22 protein-coding genes are annotated in these 23,112 nt (G+C 70.3%); 6 read left to right on the plus strand and 16 right to left on the minus strand.

Annotated elements, in window-relative coordinates; all coding sequences use genetic code 11:
• Positions 1 to 212: 212 nt before the first annotated feature.
• The 6 genes from AB0367_RS28790 to AB0367_RS28815 all read right to left on the minus strand — a co-directional run bounded on the left by AB0367_RS28790 (position 213) and on the right by AB0367_RS28815 (position 6,345).
• A complete protein-coding gene (locus tag AB0367_RS28790) occupies positions 213 to 1,199 on the minus strand; it encodes an ABC transporter permease (RefSeq protein ID WP_366229584.1) in 987 nt (328 codons plus the stop codon).
• Positions 1,196 to 2,164 carry an ABC transporter permease gene (locus AB0367_RS28795; RefSeq protein ID WP_366229585.1) on the minus strand — a complete coding sequence of 323 codons (969 nt, stop codon included), beginning with the start codon at positions 2,162 to 2,164 and terminating at the stop codon, positions 1,196 to 1,198. Before AB0367_RS28795 ends, AB0367_RS28790 begins: the two co-directional genes overlap by 4 nt.
• A complete protein-coding gene (locus tag AB0367_RS28800; RefSeq protein WP_366229670.1) occupies positions 2,161 to 3,687 on the minus strand; it encodes a sugar ABC transporter ATP-binding protein in 1,527 nt (508 codons plus the stop codon). Before AB0367_RS28800 ends, AB0367_RS28795 begins: the two co-directional genes overlap by 4 nt.
• Positions 3,688 to 3,728: 41 nt before the next feature.
• Positions 3,729 to 4,844: an ABC transporter substrate-binding protein gene (locus tag AB0367_RS28805; RefSeq protein ID WP_366229586.1), complete on the minus strand. Its 1,116-nt coding sequence runs from the start codon at positions 4,842 to 4,844 to the stop codon at positions 3,729 to 3,731.
• 136 nt (positions 4,845 to 4,980) lie between these two features.
• A complete protein-coding gene (locus AB0367_RS28810) occupies positions 4,981 to 5,358 on the minus strand; it encodes a hypothetical protein (RefSeq protein ID WP_366229587.1) in 378 nt (125 codons plus the stop codon).
• A gap of 165 nt (positions 5,359 to 5,523) precedes the next feature.
• Complete coding sequence (locus AB0367_RS28815; protein ID WP_366229588.1) at positions 5,524 to 6,345, minus strand: IclR family transcriptional regulator; 822 nt, start codon at positions 6,343 to 6,345, stop codon at positions 5,524 to 5,526.
• Between the two features lie 211 nt (positions 6,346 to 6,556).
• On the opposite strand from AB0367_RS28815, the gene AB0367_RS28820 reads away from it, so the two are divergent.
• The 3 genes from AB0367_RS28820 to AB0367_RS28830 all read left to right on the plus strand — a co-directional run bounded on the left by AB0367_RS28820 (position 6,557) and on the right by AB0367_RS28830 (position 10,148).
• Positions 6,557 to 7,423: an SDR family oxidoreductase gene (locus AB0367_RS28820; protein ID WP_366229589.1), complete on the plus strand. Its 867-nt coding sequence runs from the start codon at positions 6,557 to 6,559 to the stop codon at positions 7,421 to 7,423.
• Between the two features lie 310 nt (positions 7,424 to 7,733).
• Complete coding sequence (locus tag AB0367_RS28825) at positions 7,734 to 8,603, plus strand: hypothetical protein (RefSeq protein ID WP_366229590.1); 870 nt, start codon at positions 7,734 to 7,736, stop codon at positions 8,601 to 8,603.
• A gap of 240 nt (positions 8,604 to 8,843) precedes the next feature.
• Entirely contained in the window at positions 8,844 to 10,148 is a 1,305-nt protein-coding gene (locus AB0367_RS28830; RefSeq protein ID WP_366229591.1) for a condensation domain-containing protein, read from the plus strand.
• 24 nt (positions 10,149 to 10,172) lie between these two features.
• Here the strand turns inward: AB0367_RS28830 and AB0367_RS28835 are convergent, their stop codons facing one another.
• From AB0367_RS28835 to AB0367_RS28850, 4 genes are read right to left on the minus strand one after another with little or no spacing between them, the layout of a single operon-like run.
• The gene (locus tag AB0367_RS28835; RefSeq protein WP_366229671.1) at positions 10,173 to 11,378 is read right to left on the minus strand and encodes an ABC transporter permease; all 1,206 of its coding nucleotides are present in this window, start codon (positions 11,376 to 11,378) and stop codon (positions 10,173 to 10,175) included.
• 13 nt (positions 11,379 to 11,391) lie between these two features.
• Positions 11,392 to 12,051 (minus strand): ABC transporter ATP-binding protein, encoded by a 660-nt coding sequence (locus AB0367_RS28840; RefSeq protein WP_366229592.1) that lies wholly within the window; start codon positions 12,049 to 12,051, stop codon positions 11,392 to 11,394.
• Positions 12,048 to 13,118, minus strand: coding sequence for a peptidoglycan-binding protein (locus AB0367_RS28845; protein ID WP_366229593.1), 1,071 nt, complete (start codon positions 13,116 to 13,118; stop codon positions 12,048 to 12,050). Before AB0367_RS28845 ends, AB0367_RS28840 begins: the two co-directional genes overlap by 4 nt.
• Before the next feature lie 11 nt (positions 13,119 to 13,129).
• Positions 13,130 to 13,717, minus strand: coding sequence for a hypothetical protein (locus AB0367_RS28850; protein WP_366229594.1), 588 nt, complete (start codon positions 13,715 to 13,717; stop codon positions 13,130 to 13,132).
• A gap of 129 nt (positions 13,718 to 13,846) precedes the next feature.
• Here AB0367_RS28850 and AB0367_RS28855 point away from each other — a divergent pair, with 129 nt between their 5' ends.
• Positions 13,847 to 14,503, plus strand: coding sequence for a response regulator transcription factor (locus AB0367_RS28855; protein ID WP_366229595.1), 657 nt, complete (start codon positions 13,847 to 13,849; stop codon positions 14,501 to 14,503).
• Entirely contained in the window at positions 14,500 to 15,732 is a 1,233-nt protein-coding gene (locus tag AB0367_RS28860; RefSeq protein WP_366229596.1) for an ATP-binding protein, read from the plus strand. Before AB0367_RS28855 ends, AB0367_RS28860 begins: the two co-directional genes overlap by 4 nt.
• Positions 15,733 to 15,752: 20 nt before the next feature.
• Here AB0367_RS28860 and AB0367_RS28865 read toward each other — a convergent pair whose 3' ends face one another.
• From AB0367_RS28865 to AB0367_RS28890, 6 genes are all read right to left on the minus strand, one after another.
• Positions 15,753 to 16,478 carry a hypothetical protein gene (locus AB0367_RS28865; RefSeq protein ID WP_366229597.1) on the minus strand — a complete coding sequence of 242 codons (726 nt, stop codon included), beginning with the start codon at positions 16,476 to 16,478 and terminating at the stop codon, positions 15,753 to 15,755.
• Entirely contained in the window at positions 16,475 to 17,950 is a 1,476-nt protein-coding gene (locus tag AB0367_RS28870; protein WP_366229598.1) for an FHA domain-containing protein, read from the minus strand. The genes AB0367_RS28865 and AB0367_RS28870 overlap by 4 nt, the downstream gene beginning before the upstream one ends.
• On the minus strand, positions 17,950 to 20,610 hold the full coding sequence (locus AB0367_RS28875) for a DUF4407 domain-containing protein (protein ID WP_366229599.1): 2,661 nt from the start codon (positions 20,608 to 20,610) through the stop codon (positions 17,950 to 17,952). The genes AB0367_RS28870 and AB0367_RS28875 overlap by 1 nt, the downstream gene beginning before the upstream one ends.
• The gene (locus tag AB0367_RS28880) at positions 20,607 to 21,329 is read right to left on the minus strand and encodes an FHA domain-containing protein (RefSeq protein ID WP_366229600.1); all 723 of its coding nucleotides are present in this window, start codon (positions 21,327 to 21,329) and stop codon (positions 20,607 to 20,609) included. Before AB0367_RS28880 ends, AB0367_RS28875 begins: the two co-directional genes overlap by 4 nt.
• Positions 21,326 to 21,478, minus strand: a complete 153-nt coding sequence (locus AB0367_RS28885) for a hypothetical protein (RefSeq protein ID WP_366229601.1) — start codon at positions 21,476 to 21,478, stop codon at positions 21,326 to 21,328. The genes AB0367_RS28880 and AB0367_RS28885 overlap by 4 nt, the downstream gene beginning before the upstream one ends.
• Positions 21,479 to 21,738: 260 nt before the next feature.
• Positions 21,739 to 22,707 (minus strand): NAD(P)-dependent alcohol dehydrogenase, encoded by a 969-nt coding sequence (locus AB0367_RS28890; protein ID WP_366229602.1) that lies wholly within the window; start codon positions 22,705 to 22,707, stop codon positions 21,739 to 21,741.
• A gap of 93 nt (positions 22,708 to 22,800) precedes the next feature.
• On the opposite strand from AB0367_RS28890, the gene AB0367_RS28895 reads away from it, so the two are divergent.
• On the plus strand, positions 22,801 to 23,112 hold the full coding sequence (locus AB0367_RS28895; protein WP_366229603.1) for a thioredoxin family protein: 312 nt from the start codon (positions 22,801 to 22,803) through the stop codon (positions 23,110 to 23,112).

Consider the following 23,112-nt stretch of genomic DNA (forward strand, 5'->3'; position numbering starts at 1 on the left):
CGTCGCGAAACGCCGGACCCTGACTCAGAGCTGGGTGCGGATGGGGTGTTGTCAGACATTTCACTCCTTGTGCGGATACGGTCGGCCCGCCGGCTTTTGCGCGGCGACGCCGGGACGGTTTCCCCCCGATGCCCGATGACGAAGTACCGGGCCAGTTCTGCGCCTGACCTCCCTCCTTGAGGTCATGGTCAGCGGTGTTTCGATCGCCTTGGCTAGCGGGAGCGACGCTGGTTGCCGGCCGCCAGCGCCAGGACCGCGACCATCAGGACGCCTTGGACGATGAGTTGCCAGGCGGCGATCAGTCCTAAGACGTTGAGCATCGTGGTGAGCAGCGTGAGAAACATGGCCGCGCCCCAGACCCCGACCACGGTCGAGCGGCCGCCTGCGATCAACGAGCCGCCGAGCACAACCACGGCGATCGAGGCGATCTGGTAGGTGTTGGCCAGGTCGAGCGCGGCTCCCCCCGAGTACCCGGCAAGCATCAGTCCGGCCAGGCCGGCGAACAGACCGCTCGCCACGTAGGCCATGGCGACGGTCAGGTCCACCGAGATCCCGGAGAGTCGGGCGGCGCGCAGGTTCTGTCCGACCGATTGCACGGACCGGCCGAATACGGTGCGGTGCAGGATGATTGCTGCAACCAGGGAGACGACGAGGGTCGCGGCTACGCCGATCGGAACACCCAGCCAACGCACACTGGTGAACGACGTCAGTCCCGGGCTCGGCTCAGACGAACCGCTGTGCGCCAGGCGCTGGGAGATCGAGAACAAGACGAAGCCGACCGCCAAGGTGGCCACGATCGGTGGAACGCCGAGTCCGCGAATGACGATGAAGTTCAGGAGCCCGCAGGCTAGGCCGACCACGATCGCGGCCAGCACTCCCCAGAGCAGCCGCGAGTTCGAGCCGTCCATGACCCGCACCGCGGCGAACCCCGACAGTGTCATCACGTAGGAGATCGAGAGGTCGATGTTCCCGTTGCCCGCTGTGATGACGAACATCTGCCCGATGCCGGCCAGCACCAGGAACACCGCGACCACGGCTGCCGAGACGAGGGTGTTCTCCAAGCCGCGACCGGCGCGCGCGACAGTGATCAGCCAGACGGCGATCGCCGCGGCAACCGACCACGTCGCGGGTGCGGCGAGTATCCGCCGGCCCCACCTGTGGGCTTGTGAGGCAAGGCCCGCCTGTGCCACCCGACTCATCGCGACCTCCGTCCCAGAGCGCGCCCGGCCAGTACCACGAGCAGCAGCAGCCCTTGGATTCCGGTTTGATAGTCCGAGGAGACGTTCAGGAAGGTGAGCACCGAGGCGACGAGCCCGAGAGTGATCGCTCCCAGTACGGCCCCGACCGGTGCCACCACACCGCCGCTGAACCGGGCGCCGCCCAGGATCACCGCGGCGATCGTCAGGATGGTGTAGCCCGAGGTTCCGTGCGCATCGCCGCTGGCGGTGTTCGCGGTGACGGCGAAGCCTGCGAGCACCACGAAGCATCCAGCCAGGCCGTAGGCGGCGACTCTGGCCCGCGCCGACGACCGGCCGGCGCTGTCGAGGGCCCGCGGGTTGCTTCCCAGGGCCCGCACGATCATCCCGAGTCTTGACCGGTTGAGGATCAGGGAGGCGACGATCGCGACCGCGGCGGCGAGGACGATTGGCAGCGGTACCAGCGGGGTGTCCCAGTAGGCCCAACGGGCCAGCCAGCCGGGCGCCATCCCGCCCGGTGTCGGCAGGACGAGCATCGCCACCCCCAGCCAGACGAACGAGGCGGCCAGCGTGACCATGATCGCCGGCAGGCGTCGGACATGGATCAGGGCACCCATGGCCATGTAGGCGCCGATGACGCCGGCCAGCGCCAGCCATCCCCAGACCGGATCGCTGGCCAGCCAGGAGGCGATCACGACGTTGACGAAGCCCAGCGCCGAGCCGACGCCGAGGTCGAGGTCGCCGACCGCGATGATGCACAGTTGCGCGGTCGCTGCCAGCACCAGTGGGGTGGAGCTGCGCAGTACCAGGCTCATCCCTTCGGCGGTGAAGGTACCGGGCTCAACCAGCCGGAGCACGATCAGCATCAGGGCCAGCCCCGCGGCCGGTAGGCCGGCTGTCCACAGGTCCTGCCATCGACGTCCCGCTAGCCGCGGGGCGCGAGCCGGTACGGTCGCCGTGGTCGTCACGACACCTCACCTCCTTCGTCTTCGGCGGTTTCAGAGGGCGTCTTCTCGGCGAAGGAGGCCAAGAGCAGCCTCTCCTCGCTGAATTCGTGCCGTTCGAGTTCGTCAACCACCTGCCCGGCCTGGATGACATAGGAGCGGTGGCACTGGCGGATCTCATCGGTCTCGGTCGAGTACCAGAGGACAGCCCGTCCGCGAGCGGCCTCCGCATGCACCAGGTCATAGATCTGGTGCCTGGTCGAGATGTCCACGCCCCGGGTCGGATCGTCCAGCAACACGAGATCGGACTCAGCCGCGAGAGCACGCGCCACCAGGGCCTTCTGCTGGTTACCTCCGCTGAGGTTGCCGATCAGCCCGTTGACGTTGCCCCGAATGTCCAGGCGACGGATCCAGTCCTCGGCCAGGCCGGACTCCGCGGCCGGATTGACCAGCCCTCGCCTGCTCAGCGTGCGCAGCGAGGAGAGCGACACGTTCTGGCGCACGGACCACAGCGGCATCACGCCCTCTCCGCCGCGATCGCCGCTGACGAAGCTCGCCTTGCGAGGGCCGCGACGCGAGGCCGCGAATGCGGCATGCAGGATCTCGCGTTGGCCCTGGCCGTCGAGCCCGGACAGGCCGACAACCTCGCCCCGCCGGACGGTGATCTGCCGTCCCGGTGCAGCGGGCAGATCGATGAGGAAGGGCTCCCCGTCGTTGGCGCGCGCGTCCTGTTGCGTGGAGTCCGCCTGGTCCGGGTCGGTCCCGTCGCCCATCAGCCTGATCAGGGCGTCCCGGTCGAGTTCGCCGGGGCTCGCCTGATGCACGACCTGACCGTCGCGGAGGACGACGACACGGTCGACGTTCTGAGAGATCTCCCTGAGCCGGTGCGAGACCAGCAGCGTGCAGACACCCTCCATCCGCGGCGATCGCAGGAAGGCGAACAGCTGGTCCGCCGTCGGCCCGTCCAGCGAGGCTGTCGGCTCGTCGAGAACCAGCAGCCGCATCGGCGGGCCGACGTCGGCGACCGCCAGGGCGATCTCCACCATTTGTTGCTGGCCGAGCGGCAGATCACCGACCCGTGTGCGGACCGTGATCCGCGAGCCGGGAAAGACGGCGGCGAGCGCGTTCTGCGCTGCCTCTGTGGCCGCTCGCCGCCACCGCCACCCCAGTGCGCCCGGATAGCGCACCAGCAGGTTCTCCAGGACTCTGAGGTTCGGGTGCAGGCTGAGCTCCTGCTCGACGATTCGGACGCCGCGCTGGCGGGCAGCCCGCGGAGCGAAGTCCGTTCCGCAGGCGGTTCCGCCCAGTCCCAGCGTGCCCGCATCGGGCCGGACCTGTCCGGTGAGAACCCGCATCAGGGTCGACTTGCCGGCACCGTTGTGCCCCACGAGCCCGATCACCTCCCCAGGGCGCGCTGTCAGGTCGACAGACTTGAGCGCCTGAGTCGGCCCAAACGCCTTGGCGATCCCCGCCAACTCGAATGCGGCCGAATGCTCCGGCAGATCGGTTGAGCGATCGGATGCAGAGGCAACCCCGCTCGTTCTCATCAGCACGTGTGCCCTTCCCTTTGACTCGCCCTTGCTACCGATCAGAACGGTGACTTGAAGTCGCTGTCGCCGGGCTTCGGAGAGTTCGGCGGCGCGGCGCCGCCCTTGACCGCAGCCACCAGCCGCTTGGTGAAGTCCAGGGTGTAGATCGGTCCAGCGACCCCGTCCGGAGGCGTGACGCCGATCCAGGCGTCGCGCTGCTCGGCCGTTGTGATCGGGATGAGCGGTACCCGGATGTCCTTCGGAACGTCCTCACCGATGGCCAGCAGATAGCCGACCCAGAGTGCGATCGACGCGACGCCGGGAGCGGCAGAGAGCGAGATCGTCTCGTAGGAGCCGCCATCGACGAGTTCCTTCCACAGCCGCAGCTCGTCTCCGCGGTTGCCCATGATGATGGTCGGGATGGGCCTGTTGGCCGCCTTGAATGCCAGCGCCGCTCCGGTGCCGTCACCACCTTGCGTCACCACCGCGTCGACCTGCGGCAGGGACGGCAGGATGCCGGCCACTGCCTGCTGGGAGACCGACTTGGTCCAGTTGCCGCGGACCGAGCCCACGATCTTGATGTCCGGGAACTGCTTGAAGCCCTCGACCGTGCCGCGGTGGATGTCGTCGTCGACCGAGGTCCCGGAGATGCCCCGGATCTCCAGCACATTGCCCTTGCCACCCAGCTGCTTGCCGATGTATTCGGCTTGCTGGCGACCATGGCTCTCCCAGTCGTAGCTCACCTTGTACGCGCAGTCGGCCGTGACCAGGGAAGAGAAGGCGACGACCTTGGTGCCTTTGGCGCAGGCCTGCTGGATCGCACCGTTCAGGGCGGTCGGTGACGCGGCGTTGATCGTGATCACGTCCCAGTCCTGGACGAGCAGGCTCTGCAACTGCGACAACTGCCCGTTTGCGGTGTTGTCGGCGTTGACCACCGTCGAGCCGGCGATCAGCCCGTCGGTCTTGGCGCCGTCGGCCGCGGCCTCGAACGACTTGACCATCGTCTGGCGGAAGAAGTTGCCGTTGTATGAGTTACTCAGGGCGATCTTGGGTTTTCGCTTCGCCTCACTTCCGCCCTTCTCCCCCGCCTTGTCGTCGCTCCCACCACAAGCCGAGGTGCCCATGGCGAGCGCCATGACGATCACCCCGACGTTGATTCGCATCAAGCGCTTCATTCGCACTCCGTACAACTGATTGACCACTGGTCAGCGCAATGTACTGAGCGGACATGGCGGTGTCAACGCCCCGGCCTCGGCATGTGCCCAGCCCAGGGCCCCGGCGTTGCTTCTGTCTGTCCGGTTTGGTGATGGTTCACGAGACGCCATGGACGGCGAAGACATCGACCCGGTCGTGCGGGTCGCGGCGGTCGTGGTCGATGTCGGCGCGTCCGGCGAGTCGGTAGGCGTCGATGACGAGGTTGGGGCAGCACAGCCAGGGCGCGGCGTGCGGCACCGGCTCTGAGCTGGGAGTTGTCCTCGTGGAAGGTGGCGCCTGCGACCCGGTACAGCCGATTTTCCACGCACCGGCGTTCGCGGACGTGGCGGTTGCGGCGGGCAGGCCGGCCAGGTCGGCGGGCACGCCGGTGATGCCTCCGGCGATTTTCTTCGCGGATTCGGATGCCGTCGAGGCCGCCGGCGTCGCGGCGTAGCCGCCCGGGTACCGGCGGCCCCGCACCCGCGAGGTGGCCAACAACAGGACTAAAGGGGATTAGACCGGCACGAGCACGACTCCTGAACATGATCATCAGGTCAGAACCTGAAGATCATCCAGAAGTCGTGGTCGCCTGCTATCCAACCGCCGAGGTCGGCGATTTCATGACGTAACCGGGCAAGACAGCCTCGGCTTGTGCCTGACCTACTCCCAGACGGGGTCGGAGCCGACGCGGTGACCGAGCTCAGCCGCAACCCGGCGCACCGCCGCACCCAGCGCGGAGATCCGCTCAAAGGTGGCATTGGGCTTGGACACGGAGACACTCACCGCGGCCAAGCCGTCGCCGCGGCCACCCCGCCGCGTGGACAAGGCGGCCGAGACGCAGCACAAGCCTTCGGCAGCCTCTTCGTCGTCGATCGCGAAGCCCCGGTTGCGCACCCGGGCCAACTCCTCGAAGAATGCCTGCGGGTCGGTGATCGAGCGCGCCGTCAGCGCACGCCACTGCCCATGGCCGGGGACACGCGCCCGAATGTCCGCATCGGGCAGCCTGGCCAGCATGGCCTTGCCGGTGGCCGTGCAGTTCGCCGGAATCGAGAGGCCGACCTCGGAGGTCAGCCGAACCGACTGCTTGCCGAGCCGACGCGACACATACAGGACCTCGAATCCCGAGCCCAGCATGGCCAGCTGCATGGTGTGGTCGGCCAGCGTCTCATCCTCGCGACACAGGTCCCGGAACTCCTGCACCAGGTCGACGCTGCGCAGATAGCCCGCGCCAAGTTCGACCAAGTGCGAGCCCAGCACGAGGCCGCCGTCGCGCCGGTGAACCACTCCGAGCGACTGCAACACCCCGATCAGGTTGATCGTCGATGACTTCGGGATATCCAGCCGGCGCGCCAATTCGCTGACCGTCGTGGGCCGCGAGCCTCGCTCACTCAACACGTCCAGCAGCGCGAAGGCGCGCATCACGGCCGGAACCTTGGCCCGCACGGCCTCGTCTTCGTCGTCGTCAACGCTCCTTGGCGGCATCGGGCATCCCCTCAACATGGCTCCAAGGCCGGAAAGTAACGCACCACTGCGCCAGCCCCGAAGTCTACAACTCATACTGGTCGGTATATTGACCGACGATCGACATGTTGTACTCTACCAGCCGTGCTGTGTCTGCCCGGACTCGGGCGGCGAGCCCACCGACAGGGTGCGACTGTCCGGCTGAGCGATCGCCGGCGCCGAGAGGAGAACCATGGGCGAGTTCGAGGGCGTTAGGGCTCTGGTCACCGGCGGAGCGTCAGGCATCGGCCTGGCCACGGCATCGCATCTTCGATCCCTGGGCGCAACGGTGGCGGTGCTGGACCGCCAATCACCCCCCGAGGAATCCGGAATCTTCACCGTTCTCGCCGAACTCGGTGATGGCGACGCCGTGAAGCGGTCGGTCGACCTCGTGGCCCGGCAGCTCGGAGGCCTGGACGTCCTGATCAACAATGCCGGAATCGGCGCGCAAGGCACCGTCGAAGACAACGACGACGCCCAGTGGCACCACGTCTTCGACATCAACGTGCTCGGCATCGTGCGCGCGACGCGGGCGGCGCTGCCGCATCTGCGGGCGTCCCAGCACGCCGCGATCGTGAATACCTGCTCGATCGCCGCGACCTTGGGGCTTCCACAGCGAGCGCTGTACTCGGCGAGCAAGGGCGCGGTGCTTGCCCTGACTCGGGCAATGGCAGCCGACCTCGTTGGTGAAGGGATCCGGGTCAACGCCGTCAACCCGGGCACGGCCGACACTCCGTGGGTCGAACGGCTGCTCAACTCGGCTGTTCAGCCGCACGACGAACGGATCCAGCTCGAGGCCCGCCAGCCGCACGGCCGCCTGGTCAGCAGCGACGAAGTGGCCCGCGCGATCGCGTATCTGGCCGCCCCGACCTCGGGCTCGACCACCGGAGCCGCCCTGGCAGTCGACGGGGGGATGACGGGCCTGCGGGTACGCCAGGGCGGGACGGCCAAATTCGCTCAGCGCGACCCGAGGACGGCGGCGATCAGGACCGTGGGCGGTGTGCCCGGGTCGCCCACGGTAGCCACGAGCACCTCTGGCGCACCAAGGGAGATCGCCTGACGTTCGCCTCGGACGGATGCCCGGACGGCAGGGCCAGGGGAAGGAGGAACTTGGTCGACCAGCCTTGACTGACTAACATTCACATCCATCGAAGCAGACGCTTTCTACCGAACGGAGACGCCGTGCGCCAGGCCGAGCGCCCTGCCGGGATGATCGCGATGTCCCGCGCGGTGACCTCCGCGGTCCTGCCCGGGGACCTCATGGCCCGGCTCGCGGGCCTCCTGCGGCTCGCCAGGACCGAGGCGGTGGAAAGCGCGCGGCGGCGCTGTGCAAGGAGACCATTGTCATCCTGCTCCCCGCGCTGGTCTGGATGCTCGTGCAGCACACCGACCGGCGGACCCGCAAGTGGAACCTCGGCGTCTTCTTCGTCTCCTTCACCGTGCTGGTGTCCTCCTACCCGGTCTTCGCCCTGCTCAAGAACGAGCTCCTGCCCGGTACGGGACATGTGAGCCTCACCGGGGCGCTGTGGTGGCAGCTGTTCGGCCGGTCGGGCAGCGGCAGCCTGCTCGACTCCTCCTCCGGCACATTCAGCCTGGCGAAGTCGTGGGTCGACCTGGATCCGTGGTTGCTGCTGCCCGGAGTGCTGCTCATCCCGGCCGGGTTCGCGGTCGCGTGGCTGCGCCCGATCGGCCTGGCCCTGCTGATCCAGGTCGTGATGATGTGCCGTGGCGGGTACATGCCCTTCGCGTACGTCATCGCGATGCTGCCGTTCGCGGCGCTGCTCATCGCCGGCGCCTGCGACATGCTGTGGGCCCGCGGCCGCACCTGGCGCGTGGCACCGCTGGCGGCCGCGGCCGTCGCCGCCGTCCTGGTCGTACCGGCCTGGGCGACCACCCTGTACGACCAGTCGAAAACCGATGGCAGCGCCGACTCGCGGGCGGCCACGAGATGGGTCATCGACCACATCCCCCATGACGCCGCCGTGGTCACCGACGGCTACATCTGGATGGACCTCAAACTGGCCGGCTTCACCAGACCGGTCTGGCTGTGGAAGGTCGACACCGACCCGGAGGTCATGCAGAAATACCTACCCGGGGGCGCGTCGAGCATCGACTATGTCGTCATGACCGACCAGGCCGAGAGCACTCTCGCCTCACTGCCGACCCTGCGCGACGGCATCGCCGACTCCACGGTGGTGGTCCGCTTCGGTGAGATCCTGGTGCGGAAGGTGGCCCCCTGAGAAGCAGGCCGGCCCTTCTCGCATCGAGAGGGGCCTGTCGTCCTCGTGGAGCCGTCTCGCCGACGCGAATCCCGGGATCGGCGAGCTTGAGTGCGGCCTATAGGGCCGCTGTCGACGTCGGTCACTTTGTACTTCCTGTTCCAAGCACCCATATATGGTGTGGCGCAAAGGCCCTGAGGGCCTCGTGGCTCTCGATCCGAGACGCTATGAAACCCACGTTTCGAGCCCTACAGTGGGCGCATGTCGGCCACAGTGCGTCGCCACGAGGTCATGTTCGCCGGTGCGGGCGACGGCGAGGGCGATCTGTCATGGGGACAGATCGACATCTGGTTGTCGATGGCCAAGCTGGGCCACGCGATGGCGATGGGCGGCGTGCGGCCGCTGCCCGAGGGCACGTCCGTGACCGACGTCGAGGCCGAGCTGCGGTACGTCATGAGCCGCTACCAGACGATGCGCACCCAGCTCGCGTTCGACGCGGCGGGCTGGCCCCGTCAGGTCGTCCACGCCGCCGGCGTCATCGACCTCGAAGTTTTCGACGCTGGCTCTGACGAGCCCGAGGCCGTGGCGGCGGCGATCGAGGCCCGCTACCGCGACGAGCCGTTCGACTACACCACGCAATGGCCGCTGCGGATGGCGGTCGTGTGCCGCGGCGATGCGTGCCTCTTCATCGTCATGATCGCCTCACACATCGCGTTGGACGGCGCCGCCGCGGCGATTATGATGCGCGAGAGCGACTCCCGCAGCACCGCCCCGGTGGCCGGCACCTGGCCCATCGACCAGGCCCGCGAGCAGGCCGGCCCGGCCGGGCAGCGGCAGAACGCCGCCGCGCTGCGCCACTGGGACCGGAACCTGCGCGCGATACCCGTGCCGCGGATGCCCCCGTCGCGCGACCCGCGCCAACCGCGGCACTGGACCGGCCTGTTCCGCTCCGCGGCACTGCCGAAGGCGCTGCACGCCGCGGCGTCCCAGGACGGCCTCGACGCCGGCGCGGCCCTGCTCGCCACCTTCGCCCTCGCCTTCGCCCGCGTCGGCGGCCCGGCCGTCCTGCCGCTGCGCATCACCGTCGGCAACCGGTTCCGGCCCGCCCTGACCCAGGCCGTCGGCCCCGTCTCCCAGGCCGGCCTGTGCGTCATCGACACCGACGGCGACTTCCGCGAGGTGCTGCGCCGGGCGCATGCCGCCACCCTGGCGGCCTGCAAGTACGCCTACTTCGACCGGCGCGATCTCGAGCGGCTGCTGGCGACGATCGTCGCGGAGCGCGGCGCCGAGATCGAGCTGGACGTCAGCGTCAACGACCGCCGTTCCGGCGGCAACGCGCAGGACGTCCCCGCGCCGGCGCAGTCGTCCTTCGAGTGGCTCAGCGCCGCCGACGGCGAGTCCTCGGCGCTGTTCCTCAACGTCGACGGGTCCGACGAGGCCATCGCCGTCACCGTGTATCTTGACTCGCACTTCCTGGCCCCGGGCGACGCCGAGGCCATGCTGTGGGCGATGGAGGAGATCGCGCTCGCGGCGGCCGTCGACGTCGCTGCCGCAGCGTATGAGTAGAGACTCGTCACCGTTCGCGATGGATCAGGGCGCCGCAAGCGCCTCGGTCGGTGCGAGCCGGGCGGCCCGCACCGCCGGGTAGAGACCGGCGATCGCGCCGATCACCAGCGTCGCGAGGATGCCGCCGGCGGTCGCCCATGCAGGCACGACGGCGGGCCAGTCGCGGCTGCCGGCGTACAGGGTGGTCACCCCGATCCCGGTCACCACGCCGCCGACCCCGCCGAGCGCGGACAGGAGCAGCGACTCGGACAGGAACTGCAGCAGGATCTGCCACCGGGTGGCGCCGAGGGCCCGGCGCAGCCCGATCTCGGCCCGGCGTTCGAGCACCGAGATGACCATGGTGTTCGCCACGCCGACCCCGCCGACGAGCAGCGCCACCGCGCCGAGGCCGAGCAGCAGGCCGGTGAAGGTGCGGTCGGTCGCCTGCCGGGCGGCGAGCGCGTCGGAGGGCCGGGACACCTTCACCTCGTTCGGCGACTGTGGGTTGGCGGTTGCGGCCAGCACCGCGCGGACGGCCTCGACGGAGGCGTCCCGGGACCGGGTGTAGAGGGTCGTCGGGTGCCCGTCGAAGTCGAGGTACGTTTTCGCCGCGTCCCAGCCGACGAGCGCTGCCGCGTCGAGTTCCGGGGCCAGCGGCACCGGCTTCAGGATGCCGATCACGGTGAACCAGCGGCGGTCGAGGTACACCTGGACGCCGTCACCCACCGAAACGACCCCGAGCCGCCGGGCGGCCGCGCTGCCGAGCACGACCGCCGGGTACTTGGCCGTCGCCGAGTTCAGCCACACACCGTCGGCCACCGTGGCGCCGACGGTGCGCGGCAGGTCGAGGTGCGCGGCCTGTACCGAGATCGACCCGGTCTGCGCCGCCGGGATGTGGTCGCTGCGGTACACGTGCAGGCCGGACAGCCTGCCAGTCGCGGCAACCTCGGTCACCGGGCCGATCCGGGCGATCATCGGCACCGCCTCGTCGGGCAGCTTCGCGCCGCCGCCGAACAGGTCGCTGCCCGGTGCGACGGTGAGCAGGTTGGTGCCCAGCGCGGCGAGCTGCCGGTCCAGCTCGGCGCGGCTGGACGAGGAGATACCGACGACGGCGGTCATCGCGGCGATGCCGATCGCGATGCCCAGCGCGGACAGGAACACCCGCAGCGGCCGGGTGCGCAGCCCGGCGCCGCCGACCCGGATCACGTCGGTGAGGAACAGCCGGGCCGGCTGCAGCGGTCTGGGCTGGATCGTCGTCGTCACGTCAGACCACCTGCCCGTCGCGCATGGCGACCTGCCGGGGCAGGCTGGCCGCCAGTTCCTGGTCGTGGGTGATGACGAGGATCGTCGCTCCGGCGTGGTGCAGCTCCCGCAGCAGCTGTACGACGCCGGCCCCCGATGCGGAGTCGAGGTTTCCGGTCGGCTCGTCGGCGAGCAGGATCGCTGGTTCGCCGACGACCGCTCGGGCAATGGCGACCCGCTGCCGCTCCCCGCCGGACAGCTCGTGCGGCAGGTGGTCGAGCCGGTCGCCGAGCCCGACCCGGCGCAACGCCTCCTCGGCCCGGCGGCGCCGCTCCGCGCGGGACGACCCCGCGTAGAGCAGGCCGTCGGCCACGTTGTCCAGCGCGGGTTGGCCGGGCGCAAGGTGGAACTGCTGGAAGACGAACCCGATCCGGCGCGCCCGCAGGGCCGACAGCTGCCGGTCCTTCAGCGCCGCGATCTCGTGCCCGTCGATGCGCACGGTTCCCGACGACGGGCGGTCCAGGGTACCGATGAGATGGAGCATCGTGCTCTTGCCTGAGCCCGAGGGGCCGACGATGGCGACCAGCTCCCCCGCTTCCACGGTGAGGTTGACGTTCCGGACGGCGACGACCCCGCCGGGGTACTCCTTCGTCACCTCCGAAAGCTCCACGACGAGGGTCATGACGGCATCCCCACCACGGTGCCGTCGGTGATCCCGTCGCCGCTCACCTCGACCTTGCCCGCGGCGAACATGCCGATCCGCACCGCGACGACGCGGGTCGTAGCCCCGTCGACGACCTGCAGCCCGTACCCGCCCTCGGCGAGCGCCAGCAGCGCCGCGACCGGCACGGCGAGCACGTTCTCCTTGCGGTCCGCGGTGAACACCACCTCGGCGGTGACCTGGTCGAGCCCGGCGAACGCCTGCGGGTCGTCGGGTACGACGGTGACCCGGATCTTCGTGACCGCCGCGTTGTTGCCCTGTGCGGGCTTGATGACGGTCTCGACCTGGCTGATCTTTCCGGGTACTTTCCTGCCGTCGGGCAGCTTCACCGTGACCGCGGTGCCCGGCTTGGCCATCCGCTGGTCGGCCGCGTTGAGGTCGACGGTGACGACGGATGCGGTGCCGGTGTAGGTGAGCAGCGTCGCCCCGGGGCCGGCGGGGTCGCCGACGGCAGCCTTCCGCTCGTCGACGCGGACCGGACCGGACGCGTAGAGCACCCGGCCGAGGTCGACCGTGCCGGTCTTGGTGAGGCCGAGGTCGCCCTGCCACTTGCGTACGGCGGCGCCGGTCGAGGACGAGTACTCCTCGTCGACGGTGAATCCGGTGTAGCCGAGCGCCGCCAGGTTCTGCTCGAACTGCTTGACGTCGGCGCCCTTCACGCCCGGCGCGAGCGTGCGGTACGCGGGCAGGGTGCCGTACAGCAGTACCACCGGTGTGTTGTCGACCCGGTAGACGGATTGTCCACGCTGGAGGGACGCGCCGACCGCGGGCAGCTCGGTGACCGTACCGGGGAGTTTGCCCACGACCGTCTTCGTGTCGCCGTGGCTCAGCTCGCCGTCCTCGGTCTGCGTGTCGACGAGCGTCTGCTTGGTGACCTGCGCCGTCTTCGCCGGCGTCTGGGATCGGGTCTGTGCGTCGCTGCCGCGGTCCGGCAGCCCGAACCCGGCCGCCGCGGCCACACCGACGGCCGCTGCCGCCGCCGCGGCGGCGACCATCTTCCCGGCCCGCCCGCGCCTGCGCCGGCTCATGCCCTCACCACTCATGCGCCGGCTCCGGCGTTGGTGCCGGTCTTCTGCCCGCCCTCCCCGCCGCCCTGGGGCTTCGGGATGTACTGCTGGCACTGCTTGTCGGCCTTCTTGAACTCCTCGCCCTGCGGGTCGACGCCGAGGTTGTTGCCGTCGATCATGATGCTGCCGTCTTCGGACGGGTCGGGGAAGCGCGGGACGCCGTTCTCCCGCATACACTGGGAGAATTGGCGCAGCTTCTCCTGCATCTGCGGGTCGCTCTTCATCGGCTCGCCGCCGTTGGGCAGGTACTGCTTGCACGCGTTCTGCGCGGCGTCGACCTTCTCCTTGGCGATGCCTTCGGGGATCGACATCTGGAACGCGTTACCGTCCATCTGCGGGTCTTCCATCGGGATGCCGTGCCCGCGCATGCAGTCCGCGAACTTCAGCATGTTCTCCTGGTTGCGCTGCGGGTCCGCACTGGGCGTGGCGGTGGGGCCAGCGCTGGGCTTCGCCCCGCCGTTCGCCGTGACCACGCCGTCGTCCCGGTCGCCGCCGCGGGCACACCCGGCGCCGCCGAGGACCAGCAGCAGGCCGAGGACGAGCGCTGTCCTGATGCGCATGATGTCTCCTCCTGGCGCGGCCGGACGGACGCCGGCCGCCAATGCCGCAGTCAAGCCGCCGGCGTGTCACCGGGTCGTAACCGGAAACGTTGACGCCGAGTTGACGGCCGGGCGCGGGACGATGGGTCCATGCGGATACTGGTGGTCGAGGACGAGCCGCTGCTGGCCGAGACGGTGGCGCAGGGGCTGCGGCGCGACGCGCACGCGGTCGACGTGGTCCATGACGGTGGCGCGGCGCTGGAGCGACTCGACGTCAACGATTACGACGTCGTGGTGCTTGACCGCGACCTGCCGGTCGTCCACGGCGACGACGTTTGCCGGGTGCTGGCCCAGCGGGAGTCCGCGGCCAGGGTGCTGATGCTCACCGCCGCCGCCGACATCGACGACCGGGTCGCCGGGTTGGCGCTCGGCGCCGACGACTACCTGCCGAAGCCGTTCGCGTTCCGGGAACTGGCCGCCCGTGTGACGGCCCTTGGGCGCCGGGCCCGCCCCGCCGCGCCGCCGGTGCTGGAGCTAGCCGGGATCCGGCTCGACCCGCACCGTCGCGAGGTTTACCGCGACGGCCGCTACGTCCCGCTGTCCCGCAAGGAGTTCGCCGTCCTCGCCGAGCTGTTGCGCGCGGACGGCGCCGCGGTCTCCGCCGAGCAACTGCTGGAGAAGGCATGGGACGAAAACGCCGACCCGTTCACCCACACGGTGCGGATGACGATCCTCAAGCTACGGCGCAAACTCGGCGACCCGCCGGTGGTGCTGACCGAACCGGGAGTGGGGTACCGCCTCGCATGAGACGTATGACCATCCGGGCCCGGCTGACCCTGGTGTACGGCGGGCTGGTCCTCCTCGCTGGTCTGCTGCTGCTCGGCATCACCTACCTGCTGGTCTACCAGCGGCTCGCCGGCAACGTGGTCTTCATGGAGGGCGAGGCGCAGTCGCCCACGCTCGCGCCGGGCCAGGGCGCGAGTTCGACGTACGTCAAGAAGATCCAGGGCGACGTCACGAGCAGCGCGCTGAAGGCGTTCCTCACCCAGGGCGGCCTTGCGCTCGCCGTGATCCTCGTCGCGGCGCTCGCGTTCAGCTGGCTCGTCGCCGGGCGGCTGCTGCAGCCACTGCACCGGGTCACCGAAACCGCCCTGCGGATCGCCAACGCCCCGGACCGCGGCCTGCACGAGCGGATCGCGCTGGACGGCCCGCACGACGAGGTGAAAGAGCTAGCCGACACGTTCGACCTGATGCTGGCGCGGCTCGACCACTCCTTCGACGGCCAGCGCAAGTTCATCGCCAATGCCTCGCACGAGCTGCGCACCCCGCTGACGCTGAACCGCACGCTGCTGGAGGTGGCGATCGACCCCGCGACGGCGTCGCCGGAGCTGCGGCAGCTGAGCCAGACGCTGCTCGCCGTCAACGCCCGGCACGAACGGCTCATCGACGGTCTGCTGCTGCTGGCCCGCTCTGAGCGTACGGTCACCGACCGGTCGTTCGTGGACCTCGCCGACGTCGTGTCGCACGTGGCCACGGTGCTGCCGCACGACGGTGTCGACGTGGCGGTCGACGCGGGTGAGGCACCGACGGCCGGCAACGCGGTGCTGCTGGAGCGGTTGGTGCACAACCTGATGGAGAACGGGGTCCGGCACAATCTGCCGGCGGGCGGCTGGGTCCGCGTGGCCAGCGGCACCCGCCCCGGCGGCACCGTCTTCGTCAGCGTCGCCAACAGCGGGCCGGTCGTGCCGCGGTACGAGATCCCGAACCTGTTCGAGCCCTTCCGACGGCTCGGCGTGGAGCGGGCTGCGGCGCCGGGCGCGGGACTCGGGCTGTCCATCGTGCGGGCGGTCACGGGTGCGCACGGCGGGACGGTGCACGCCGAGCCGCGCAATGGCGGCGGGCTGGTCGTCACCGCGACTCTGCCCACGGCGCCCCCTGAGGACGATTGCGCAGTCCTGATGGCCACCCACGACCAGCAGATCGCCGACCGCTGCGACCACACCATCCGCCTAGCCGACGGCAAGATCATCGACTAGTCACAGGTTCCGCCCGTGTCTTATGGGCTGGCCGCATAGCCGCGGGGTCGGCGGTGGATGCAGTCGCGGTGGGGAACGAGGCTCTGGTCGGCGCGGGTGATGATGCCTCGGTTGATGAGATAGGCGGCGATGCGCTCGCCGTGGCCCTGCTCGCCCCAGATCGCGTGCATCACCGCCCTCTTCGCGTCGGTGACTTCGTTCTGGTTGCCGCCGCAGCACTTCGCCGTGTCCTGCCGCGAGAGTTCTTGCGGCCGCTCGATGCCGGGCGTGAGGTACTCCCGGTAATGCGCCGCCATGATGAGCTTGTATCGCGGGTTGCGCTCGAACAGCGCCTGCAGCCGGACGTGGGCGTTGGGCAGTCCGACCATGGTCACCGGCCCGCTGCGCTCCTCGCTCACCACAGGCTCGGCCCGCCCCGAGACGGTGAGCAGCACCCGGAGGTCCGGCCGCCACAGGTGCAGTTCGTTGTCGCCGGAGCGCAGCCGGAAGCTGCAGCCGTTGGGCACGTCGAAGCGCCGGCCGAGTCCGCTCACGAACACGGTGAGCGGCGGGTCGCTGCGGCACTCGTTGTCCAGCCACCAGTCGCCGGCGCGGAAGCACACCAGCGGGGCGTTGGGCCGGCGGGACAGCAACAGGTCGTCCTCGGCGAGGAAACGGCGGTCGAGGTACAGCGGTTCGTCCTCGGGGCGCAGGGTTACCGGCTCGCGCGGCAGGTAGTCGATGGTCAGGTCCGGCTCGCCGATCACGCCTCCGCCTCCGGCAGCCGTTCGTCGTCCGGGAGTCCTGGCTCCATGTCCCCGTCGGCGGTGACGTTCACGTCGGCGACGACGACCGTAACGTTGTCCCGGTTGCCGTCGGCCCGCAGCGCCAGCCGGATCAGCTCCTCGCAGGCGCGCTCCGGGCTGCGCCGGCGTACCTTGTGCAGCGCCTCGGCGACGCCATTCCATCCGAGCGCGCCGAAGAGCCCATCGGTGAAGACGACGAGCCGTTGGCCGGGCCGTGCCCGGTGCTGCCAGACGTCCGGGCGTACCGACTCATCCAGTCCTACCGCGCGCACCAGGCGGGAGCTGTCCGGGTGCGCGACGCCCTCGCTGGTGCTCAGCTGGCCGGCGGCGACGAGGGCCGCGGCGTAGGTGTGCGCTCTGGTCAGCCACTTCGGCTGGCCGCCGTCCTGCAGGACGGTGAAGCCGTCGCCGACGTGCGCGCCCTGCAGCCAGGGGATGCCGCCGAGGGTGACCAGCCTGGCCGCGTCGAGAGTGCTCGCCATGCCGCTGGTCAGCGGGTCGGCCGCGCCTCGGCGGCGGATCTCGGCGTTCATCCGCTGCACCACGTCGGCGAGTTCGGCCTGGCCGCCGGCATGTGCCAGTACGTCGATGCAGATGCCGGAGGCGACCGCACCGGCCGGGCGTCCGCCGACGCCGTCGGCGACCGCGACCGCGGTGGCGGTGGCGAGGAACGCGTCCTCGTTGCGCCGACGGTGGCCGACGTTCGAGCGTCCGGCAGCGCGCAGCCTCAGGTCCGGCACCTGTACGGCCCGCCGCGGCAGCACCAGCCGCAATGCGATGCTGCTGCCGATCCGCACCAGGTCGCCGTCGTTGAGCGGCTGGACGCCGTCCGGCGGCAGGACGGCATCGTTGACGGTGGTGCCGTTGCGCCCCATCGCCCGCACCTCCCAGCCGCGCCCGTGCCAGCGGATCTCGCAGTGCCGGCGGCTGACGGTCGGCAGGGGGAGCACGATGTCGCAGTCCCGGCTGCGACCCACCACGTTTACCGACCGGCTCAGGAGAAACTCGCCGTCGATGCCCTGCTCACCTTTCAGCCAGGCCATCTCGAACCCCGCGGTCGGCTCCGCCGGCCGGGTCTCGACCGCCGTGGGCAATGGCATCGTGAGCGCGTCGGTCGGCGCTGCCTCCGTTGCCGTCGGGTGCCGGCCCGGTGCCGGGTCTGGTGTTTCATCCGGCGCGCCGACACTGGTCGGTGTCGTGCGTGGCCGCAGGTCGCCGACCTGGTCCGGCGTCGGCTGGGGCCGCGGCTTCACGCCGTCCGAGGGCCGGGCGATCCGCACGGTGTCCTCCATCGGATCGTGGTCGGCGTCGCCGAGCGGCCGGGGCGCCGCGTCCACGGCGCGCCTGCGGTGGGCGCGCAGCAGTGTCAGTGCGACCGCCACGACTGGGACCAGCACTCCCCCGGCGCACAACAGTTCCGCAACGATGCTCATCAGTCCTCCGTCGCCACGTCGAAGTATCGCCCAGCATCGGCGATCGCCGCAGCGGGCATCTCCTGCTGCGTCTCCACCGTGATCTCCGCCGGGTACTGGCCGCGCTGCCGCATGACCCGGCGCGGCGCGATCCGCGCCAGGCTGCCGAGCGCGGGCGGCGGCACCGCCGCGGAGTCCGCCGCCAGTTCCACGCCTTGGACGCGCGGGCCTTCGGCGGGGGCGACGTGGCCGAGGTAGTCCCCGTTGACGGCGTGCGCCCGGCCCACCGGCAGCGAGTCGAGGCCGTCGGCGTGCACCCGTTCCTGGACGCGGCCTAACGCCTCGGCCGCGTTGTGGACCGCGAACGGCCGTGGGCCGGACGCCCGCTGCTGCGGGTCGTGGGCCAGCCATTGGTCGATCAGGTCCGCGACGTAGCCCGGAACGCCGGGCACCAGCGTGTCGAGCCGGGCCGGACGGATTTCCCTGTCGCAGATGAGCCGGATCACCTGTCCGATCGCGTCGGGGTCGTGGACGTCGATGCCGAGCGCCGCTGCCTCGCGGCGCAGTGGCGGACGGCCGCTGATGATCTCGTAGATGGTCGCGGCGACCGCGCGCACGTCGGCCGCGCTGGTCTTCCAGTCGGGCACCTTGACCCGCCGGATCTGCTCCGGCGCGGCGTACCAGCGGCTGAAGGCCGGCACCACGCTGGACGGCCCGTCGGCGTCGTCGAGGCTGCGGGCCAGGCCGAAGTCGATGAGCTGCACGTTGCCGTCGTCGTCGAGTGCGATGTTCGACGGCTTGATGTCCAGGTGGATCAGGCTGGCCTGGTCGTGGCAGTCGATGAGCCCGGTGAGCACCTGCTCGGCGACGCGCAGCGCCCACTCCAGCGTCGGGGTGAACGTGGGCTCGTGGATGCGGCGCCAAATGGTGCCGAACGCGTAGTGCGGCGTGGCGAGGTACGGGCCGAACTGCGGATCGTCCCCCGCGTCCAGCACCGGCGCGACGAATGCGCTGTGTACCAGCGCCTGCTGCGACTGCTCCTTGCGCAGGTATCGCAGTGCGCGCTCGTTGGCCTGTGGGTCGTCGTCCCGAGGCCGGATCCGCTTGAGCACCGCGTGCAGTTTCGGGTTGGCGATGTCGTGTGCCAGGAACGGCAGGCCGAACCCGCCGGGCTCCGCGCTCAGCAACTGCGTCCCGAGCACCCAGCGCCCGCCGACGATCACGGCGCCGCCGAACGGTCCGGGGGCGGGCGCCGGCCCCGGCGGTGGGGGCTGGTGGAAGATGGAGGCCGGGCCGTGCGAGCCGTTGACCATCGGTACCGTGACCGGTGGGGGCACTGTCCACGGCATGGGCGCCGTCCATGGCGTCGATGACGGCGCCGTCATCGGTACGGTGTCCACCGGCGGTGCCGTCTGGCCGGACTCGGGCGCTGTCGGCTTCGGCGGCGCCGGCATGCCGAAGCCGGCCGGCTCGGTCACGTTGCTCACCGCGCGCCACTGCGCCTCAAGATCGGCGCTGAGGTGAGCGTGCTCCAACTGGGCGGCCTTCACCTGCCGCGCAATCTCCATCTTGTCCTGCTCCGTGAGCAGGTAGTGGCGTAGGCGGCCACGGTTGACCTTCCGCTCCAGTTTGAGATCGGCCTGCTCCGCGTGTGCCTGCGACTCCTGGCCGATCCGCTTCTGCCAATACTCCAGCCCGTGCAGCTGGGCATACGCGACCGCGGCCAGCCGCACGTCCCGGTCGTGGTTGGTCGTCGGGCTGAACGTCTTGAGCAGCAGCGGTACGATATCGATGAGCAGGAACAGCAGTGAGACGAACCACCGCCGGGTGGCGAGCTCGGGGTTGTCCCGCATGAGCTGGGTCAGTGCCTTCTCGCGGGCCAGCAGCCCGTCACCGCCGTCGATCTTCGTAGCCTGCTCGGCGACGAGGTCCGCGATGCGCTTCTCGAGCACGGGGTTGTCGGTGTTGGTCGCCGCCGTCACGTCTTTCGCGGTCTGCTCAGCCGTCGCGACGCGGCCATCGGCCTGCTGCACGTCGTTGCGCCGCTCGTTGCACCGCTGCTTACAGCCCTGGGTCCGGCTACCGCCGGTGCCGTTGATCTCGGCGTCGAGTGCTTCGTTCGCCTTCTTCTGTGCGTCGCGGGCGTTGACCAGCTCCTCGTCGGCGGCCTTCTTGCGGTTGTCGATCCGGTCGCGCTCCGCGACGATCTCCGGCCGGGCCCGCACTTCCAGCTCGGCCTGCTTGAGCGCCGCCGCCTTGGTCACCGCGACCTGCTGGTCGATCTCCCGGTGGAAGATCTGCAGCACGATCGGCTCGGCGATGACGACGGCCAGCACCCCGGCGAAGGCGAACCGTGCGATGTACCCGACGACCCGGCCCGCGGTGATCGGCGTCTTGCCATCGTTGGTCTCGTCGAGCTTGCCGTAATGGATCGTGGAGACGAGCCACCGGTCGATGTTGAACACGAAGACCGCCCAGAGCAGGCTGAACGGTGTGTACGCCCACCAGGGCCCGCCCAGCGAGAGCGTCAGCGCGAACGTCATCGACACCGACGAGGCGAGCGCGGTCAGCAGGACGGAAAGCCCGAGCGCCTGGTACCAGGCCCGCTCGGTGCGCGACTTCAGGTGTGCCCGATCGGCGCCGGCACACGAGTAGAGGAACTGCCCTGCCCGCGTTGTCATCCGTTCCCTCCGTTGAGGCCTTCTCGCACGATCCGGAACTCCGTGTCGCCGATCCGCAGCAGTTGCCCTGCCCGCAGCTGCACCGGCTGTGTGATCCGCGCGCCATCCACCCACGTCCCGTTGCGAGAGTTGAGATCCTCGCAGCGCAGCCGGTCCGCGTCGACGGGGCGTATCCGCGTGTGATGACGTGACACCCGCGGATCGAGCACCCGCCCCGGCCCGTGGCCGCCCCGCCCGAGCACCAGCCCGCCGGTGGGTACCGCGAACGTCTGGCCCGCGGCCTGGGAGCGCAGCGCGAGCCCGCCCTCGGGCGGATACGGCATTGTCGGCACCGGCGCGGCGTGCTCTGGCCGGTGCACCGGCACGTGGTTGCGTACCCGGGGCGCCGCGACCCACAGCCGCCGCCGGGCCCCGCCGTGCGGCCGGACCTGGATGCGCACCGACGCAGTGCCGTCCGGGTCGAGCCGCTCCGCGACCCGCCGTTCCATCGCCGGGAGCCCGGCCTCGAGCACCGTCGCCAAGCGCTGGTACGCCTCCCGCGGCAGGTACAGCACCGCGATCGGCGGGTAGGCGACGGCGTTGCCCCACCACAGCGCCTGGGCCCGCAGCACGCGGACGACCGCCCGCTCCGCGAGCGGCGCCGACACTCCGCCGACGGCCGCCACGAGTTCGTCCACGAGCTCCCACGCTCGCAGGACGACCAGCGACGGCCTGCTCACGCCAGTACCCGGATGACGAGCAGCAGCGCGAGGCATGCGACGGCGAGCGCTATCCCGATCACGCCGAGCGCGGCGCAGGTGACCAGCGCCGCCTTCGGCCGGGTGAGATGCCCGACGGTGCCGCGGGGCCACCCTTCTTCGCCTGTCACGATCCCCGCCCTCCCCTGGTAGCCCCCGTTCGTGCTACCACTCTGGGCTACCTGGGCCGTCGCGGGGCTTCCGAGCCCTCGGACTACGTCCGCCGGACCGGCCTGGCGCGCAGCAGTGCGCGAGCCCGGCGTGACAATATGCGACGAAGCGGGATGTGGAGATCAGCTGTTTGGTCCGGACGGGATGAGCATCGACCGGCCGATCGGCCCATGGGATCTGGACCTCGTCGGGTCTGGGCAGCTGGGAGAGTTCGGCTACCTCATACCGTCACGACGACGTTGCCCCGCTTGTGTCCCGTCTCGACGTATCTGTGCGCCTCGACGATCTCGTCCAGGCTGTACTGGCGATCGACCACGATGCGCAGCCCGTCCCGCTCGAGCAGCTCCCGCAGGTACCGCAGCGCCTCGTGCTTGCGCACCGACATGCCGGCGCGGACCCGCGGCCCGGGGCGAAGTCTGGTCAGGATGGCCAGCACGACATTCCACAGCCCGGTGGTCGACAGGTAACAGCCGGTCGGGGTGAGCACCCGCCGGGCCTTGCGGAACGAGCTCTTGCCGACCGCGTCGAACACCACGTCGTAGCGCTCCGCCCCCGCGGTGAAGTCCTCGGCGCCGTAGTCGACGACCCGGTCGGCGCCGAGCGATGTGACCAGCTCCACGTTGCGCGCGCCGCAAACGCCGGTGACGTGCGCGCCGAGGTGCTTGGCCAGCTGTACCGCGTAGCCGCCGACGCTGCCGGCCGCCCCGTTGACCAGGACCCGCTGTCCAGGCCGAACGCCGGCGAGGTCACGCAGGAAGTACAGCGCGGTACTGCCCCCGTCGACGGCGGCGACCGCCAGCTCGTAGGGCAGGTTCGCCGGCTTGGCGACCAGGGAGGCGTCGGCCGGCAGGCACGCGTACTCGGCGTACCCGCCGAGCCGGAACGCGGTGAAGCCGTAGACCTGCTCGCCCGGCCGGAACGTGGTCACGCCCCGGCCAACGGCGGCGATCTCCCCGGCCAGCTCCATCCCGAGCACCCGGGTCCGCCGCCGCGGCCGCAGCACCCCGATGACCAGCCGTCCCCAGATCGGCCGCCCATGTCGCATCAGGCACTCGGCGGTGGTGACGGTGGTGGCGTACACCCGGACCAGCACCTGCCCTGGTCCCGGCTCGGGGCGGGAAACCTGCCGAACCTGCAGCACCTCTGGCGGGCCGTACCTGGTGAAGATCGCTGCTCGCACTCGATCCATGCTCGCCGCACGCCCTGCCCAGCCTGAGCCCAGCTGTGCCTCAGGCTCCGCCCGGGACGACTCGTCGCCGCGCGGAGGAGCAGTATTGACGGCATGCAGGTGACGCTGTGGTACTTCGCGGACTGCCCGAACTGGCGTGTTGCCGACGACCGGCTGCGCCAGGCGCTGAACGAGACCGGGAACACCGACGCCGAGGTGCGATTGATGGCGGTGGAGACGGAGGAGGAGGCCAGCGCGGTCGGCTTCGCCGGCTCCCCATCGTTCACGGTCGACGGCGTCGACCTGTTCGACGGGGCCCGGCCCGCGGGCACCCTGGCCTGCCGGATCTACCACACGCCAACCGGCCTGGCCGGCGTGCCCGAAGTGGCTGACCTGGTCGCCGCACTCGCTGCAAGACGACCCTGA

Origin of the sequence: Dactylosporangium sp. NPDC051484, from assembly GCF_040689395.1 — a bacterium.
Taxonomy (GTDB): domain Bacteria; phylum Actinomycetota; class Actinomycetes; order Mycobacteriales; family Micromonosporaceae; genus Dactylosporangium.

What these genes read in the sequence shown, in the direction of transcription:
- AB0367_RS28790 (WP_366229584.1), bottom strand. Translation starts at nt 1,199, where the DNA reads ATGAGTCGGGTGGCACAGGCGGGCCTTGCCTCACAAGCCCACAGGTGG.
- AB0367_RS28800 (WP_366229670.1), bottom strand. Translation starts at nt 3,687, where the DNA reads ATGAGAACGAGCGGGGTTGCCTCTGCATCCGATCGCTCAACCGATCTG.
- AB0367_RS28805 (WP_366229586.1), bottom strand. Translation starts at nt 4,844, where the DNA reads ATGAAGCGCTTGATGCGAATCAACGTCGGGGTGATCGTCATGGCGCTC.
- AB0367_RS28815 (WP_366229588.1), bottom strand. Translation starts at nt 6,345, where the DNA reads ATGCCGCCAAGGAGCGTTGACGACGACGAAGACGAGGCCGTGCGGGCC.
- AB0367_RS28820 (WP_366229589.1), top strand. Translation starts at nt 6,557, where the DNA reads ATGGGCGAGTTCGAGGGCGTTAGGGCTCTGGTCACCGGCGGAGCGTCA.
- AB0367_RS28825 (WP_366229590.1), top strand. Translation starts at nt 7,734, where the DNA reads ATGCTCGTGCAGCACACCGACCGGCGGACCCGCAAGTGGAACCTCGGC.
- AB0367_RS28830 (WP_366229591.1), top strand. Translation starts at nt 8,844, where the DNA reads ATGTCGGCCACAGTGCGTCGCCACGAGGTCATGTTCGCCGGTGCGGGC.
- AB0367_RS28840 (WP_366229592.1), bottom strand. Translation starts at nt 12,051, where the DNA reads ATGACCCTCGTCGTGGAGCTTTCGGAGGTGACGAAGGAGTACCCCGGC.
- AB0367_RS28845 (WP_366229593.1), bottom strand. Translation starts at nt 13,118, where the DNA reads ATGAGCCGGCGCAGGCGCGGGCGGGCCGGGAAGATGGTCGCCGCCGCG.
- AB0367_RS28850 (WP_366229594.1), bottom strand. Translation starts at nt 13,717, where the DNA reads ATGCGCATCAGGACAGCGCTCGTCCTCGGCCTGCTGCTGGTCCTCGGC.
- AB0367_RS28855 (WP_366229595.1), top strand. Translation starts at nt 13,847, where the DNA reads ATGCGGATACTGGTGGTCGAGGACGAGCCGCTGCTGGCCGAGACGGTG.
- AB0367_RS28860 (WP_366229596.1), top strand. Translation starts at nt 14,500, where the DNA reads ATGAGACGTATGACCATCCGGGCCCGGCTGACCCTGGTGTACGGCGGG.
- AB0367_RS28870 (WP_366229598.1), bottom strand. Translation starts at nt 17,950, where the DNA reads ATGAGCATCGTTGCGGAACTGTTGTGCGCCGGGGGAGTGCTGGTCCCA.
- AB0367_RS28875 (WP_366229599.1), bottom strand. Translation starts at nt 20,610, where the DNA reads ATGACAACGCGGGCAGGGCAGTTCCTCTACTCGTGTGCCGGCGCCGAT.
- AB0367_RS28890 (WP_366229602.1), bottom strand. Translation starts at nt 22,707, where the DNA reads ATGGATCGAGTGCGAGCAGCGATCTTCACCAGGTACGGCCCGCCAGAG.
- AB0367_RS28895 (WP_366229603.1), top strand. Translation starts at nt 22,801, where the DNA reads ATGCAGGTGACGCTGTGGTACTTCGCGGACTGCCCGAACTGGCGTGTT.